The sequence below is a fragment of the Hydrocoleum sp. CS-953 genome (assembly GCF_002260545.1).
Classification (GTDB): Bacteria; Cyanobacteriota; Cyanobacteriia; order Cyanobacteriales; family Microcoleaceae; genus Trichodesmium.
Genome location: NZ_LGSU01000596.1, coordinates 1 through 3,773 on the forward strand (window position 1 = coordinate 1; position 3,773 = coordinate 3,773).

General features: G+C 34.6%; 3 protein-coding genes and 1 pseudogene. All 4 read left to right on the plus strand.

The genetic code is table 11. The features are described 5' to 3' along the window. Window positions 1-299: 299 nt before the first annotated feature. Window positions 300-554: efflux RND transporter permease subunit (locus AFK68_RS38270; protein ID WP_210407263.1), on the plus strand; the 255-nt coding region annotated here is incomplete at its 3' end. A gap of 9 nt (window positions 555-563) precedes the next feature. Then, the coding region (locus tag AFK68_RS06545; RefSeq protein WP_371357264.1) for an efflux RND transporter permease subunit at window positions 564-2,326 on the plus strand (1,763 nt) is incomplete at its 3' end. 60 nt (window positions 2,327-2,386) lie between these two features. Next, window positions 2,387-2,862: efflux RND transporter permease subunit (locus AFK68_RS44425; RefSeq protein WP_371357265.1), on the plus strand; the 476-nt coding region annotated here is incomplete at its 3' end. Between the two features lies 1 nt (window position 2,863). Continuing rightward, a pseudogene (locus AFK68_RS06555) lies at window positions 2,864-3,773 on the plus strand (efflux RND transporter permease subunit); the annotation flags it as partial.

Below are 3,773 nucleotides of genomic sequence, written 5' to 3' on the forward strand. Positions count from 1 at the left end.
AAATTAGCTTTTTTACATCACAAATTTGGCAAAAAAATCTTTAACTAAAATATAATTTATAACTGAAATGACTACTTTATTTTACCGAAACTTTCGATTATTAATACTGGCAATACTAATAATTATTGTCTAAGGAAGTTCTCAAATCAGAGAGATTGCTTCCTTCCACTCCGTTCCAGTCGCAATGACTGGATAATAGTTTTTATTCAGATTTAATGTGATAAGTCAAATAAAAATTAGCTTTTTTACATCACAAATTTGGCAAAAAAACCTTAAATAAAATATAACTAATAACTGAAATGACTACTTTATTTTACCGAAACTTCCGATTATTAATCCTGGCAATACTAATAATTATTGTCTGGGGAACATCATCCTTTTTCACATTACCACGACTCGAAGACCCAGAATTAACTTCTCGCCTTGCAGTTATCACAACTTTTTGGCCGGGAGCTGATGCGGAACGAGTAGAAACATTAATTACAGAAAAAATAGAAGCAGAATTATCTGAAATTGAAGAAATTAAAGACTATGATTCTACTTCGAGGGTAGGANTACTAATAATTATTGTCTGGGGAACATCATCCTTTTTCACATTACCACGACTCGAAGACCCAGAATTAACTTCTCGCCTTGCAGTTATCACAACTTTTTGGCCGGGAGCTGATGCGGAACGAGTAGAAACATTAATTACAGAAAAAATAGAAGCAGAATTATCTGAAATTGAAGAAATTAAAGACTATGATTCTACTTCGAGGGTAGGAAGTTCAATTATTAATATTGAATTATTAGATTCAGTTGAAGCAACAAACGCTGATACAGTTTGGTTAAAAATTAGAGAGCAATTAAATCAAGTTGATTCCCAATTACCTGCTGGTACAAGTAAACCACGATTAGAGGAACTTGAAGTTAAAGCTTATGCTATGATTACTGCTTTAACTTGGTCACAAGATACTGAACCTAATTATGCAATTCTTACCCGTTTATCTGAATTATTGAAAGATGAATTATTGGCATTACCAGGAACAGAAAAAGTTGCCGAAGTTGGTAATCATCAGGAAGAAATAGTGGTAGAAATTGATGCAGCTAAGTTGGCTAGTATTGGTCTCACACCTCAACAATTATCAGCACAAATTCAACAGAGCGATGCTAAGGTTTCTTCTGGTTTATTTCGCGGTCAAAATAATGATTTAATATTAGAAGTTGATTCAGATTTAGATTCCTTGGAGCGGATTAAAAATATTCCAATTAGCTTTAGTAACCAAGGGCAATTTACTCGACTTGGAGACATTGCTGAAGTAAGAAAAACAATTGCTGAACCACCGAATGAACTGGCATTAATTAATGGTCGTCCGGCTTCTACTTTAGCTGCATTTGTAGAATCAAATTATCAAATAGACTCATGGGCAAGGTCGGCAGAAGCAGTGATAGAAAAATTCCGTCAAGAACTTGGTCAAGGTCTGAAACTGGAGATTATTTTTAATCAAAGTAATTATATTGAAACTCGTTTAAAAAGTTTGATTTTGAATCTATTAATAAGTGGGATGCTGGTATTTGGAATTACAGTATTTTTAATGGGTTGGAAATCTGCTATTGTTGTGGGTTTGGCATTGCCTTTGTCAAGTTGTATCGTTTTAGGAATGATGAAGTTTCTGAATGTTCAACTAAATCAAATGTCAATAACTGGATTGATTGTAGCTTTAGGATTATTGATTGATACAGCAATTATTGTTGTTGATGAAGTTACTAAAAATATAGTTTCAGGACTGAAAGCTGAAACTGCTATTAATAAGGCAATTAATCATTTATTTATGCCATTAACAGCATCAACTTTAACTACAGTTCTAGCATTTTTACCAATTGTTTTAATGCCTGGTACTGGTGGAGAATTTGTTGGTGGCATTGGTCTTAGTGTGATTTTTGCTGTTCTTTCCTCTTTATTTATTTCTCTAACTATAGGTTCTAGTTTGGCAGGTAAACTATACAATAATCATCATCATTATTCTCAGAATAATCAACAAAAATGGTGGCAAACAGGTTTTACAAATTCTTCTTTAACGGAAATTTACCAAGTCACTCTCAGAAGTATATTTAGCACTCCCTGGTTAGGAATATTATTGGGTTTAACTTTACCAATAATTGGTTTAATTCAAGTCGGCAATCTCCCTAAACAATTCTTTCCTCCTGTAGATAGAGACCAATTACAAATAGAATTAGAACTACCTGGTTTAAGCTCGATTGAAAAAACAAAAAATAAGGCTATAGAAGTCAGAAACTTAATGTTGAAACATCCAGAAATAGAAGAAGTGCAATGGTTTTTAGGACGNTTCCTCCTGTAGATAGAGACCAATTACAAATAGAATTAGAACTACCTGGTTTAAGCTCGATTGAAAAAACAAAAAATAAGGCTATAGAAGTCAGAAACTTAATGTTGAAACATCCAGAAATAGAAGAAGTGCAATGGTTTTTAGGACGTAGTTCTCCTCGGTATTTCTACAACATAACGTCAGGTAGACAAGCTGCAAATTATGCTCAAGGATTTTTACAGTTAGATTCAATTGCTAAGTCGGAATTAGTTAATAAATTACAAGCAGAAGTTGATACTGCATTTCCTGAAGCTCAAATTTTGATTAGAAAATTAGAACAAGGACCTCCTTTTGATGCACCAGTAGAAATGAGAATTTATGGTCCTAATTTAAAGGGTTTACAAGAATTAGGAGAACAAGCAAGAAGTCTGTTAGTTCAAGTTCCGAAAGTAACTCATACCCGCGACACTTTAAGTGAAATTAGACCCCAATTACAATTACAAGTAAATGAGGAAGAAATTCGTTTAGCAGGATTAGATCGAGCTTCCCTTTCCCANAAATTTTGATTAGAAAATTAGAACAAGGACCTCCTTTTGATGCACCAGTAGAAATGAGAATTTATGGTCCTAATTTAAAGGGTTTACAAGAATTAGGAGAACAAGCAAGAAGTCTGTTAGTTCAAGTTCCGAAAGTAACTCATACCCGCGACACTTTAAGTGAAATTAGACCCCAATTACAATTACAAGTAAATGAGGAAGAAATTCGTTTAGCAGGATTAGATCGAGCTTCCCTTTCCCAACAATTAGAAACCTCATTGGAGGGAAATTTAGGAGGTTCAATAATTGAAGATACGGAAGAATTACCAGTGCGAGTGCGAGTATCGAATGCTCAACGGGGAGACCTTAGCAAAATTACATCTCTAGACTTACAACCTACTAACTCTAGTCTAAATCAAAACCGATTTAGTGCAACTGATACAATACCTCTATCAGCTTTAGCAGAATTAGAATTACAGCCAGAATTTTCAGTTATTAGAAGACGTAATGGGAGACGAGTAAACTTAATTCAAGGTTTTATTGCTGCTGGGGTGTTACCTTCTGAAGTTTTGAACGGGTGGCAACAACGGTTAAATGATTCCAACTTTGAGTTACCCTCTGGGTATTGGTTGGAAGTTGCTGGAGAGTCGGAACAACAAGGTAATACTGAAGCAAATTTGTTTTCTACACTGCCTCTTGTATTTTTGTTAGCAACTTCAATTTTAGTTTTATCCTTAAATTCCTTCCGAGCAACTGCCATTATTGGCGGAGTCGCCCTTTGTGCTATTGGTTTAGGATTTTTCAGTTTATGGTTATTTGGTTATCCCTTCGGTTTTATGAGTCTCATCGGCACATTTGGTTTAGTGGGAGTTGCCATTAATGACTCAGTAGTAGTTTTAGCTGCCATTCTGGAAGACTCCGAAGCATCCAT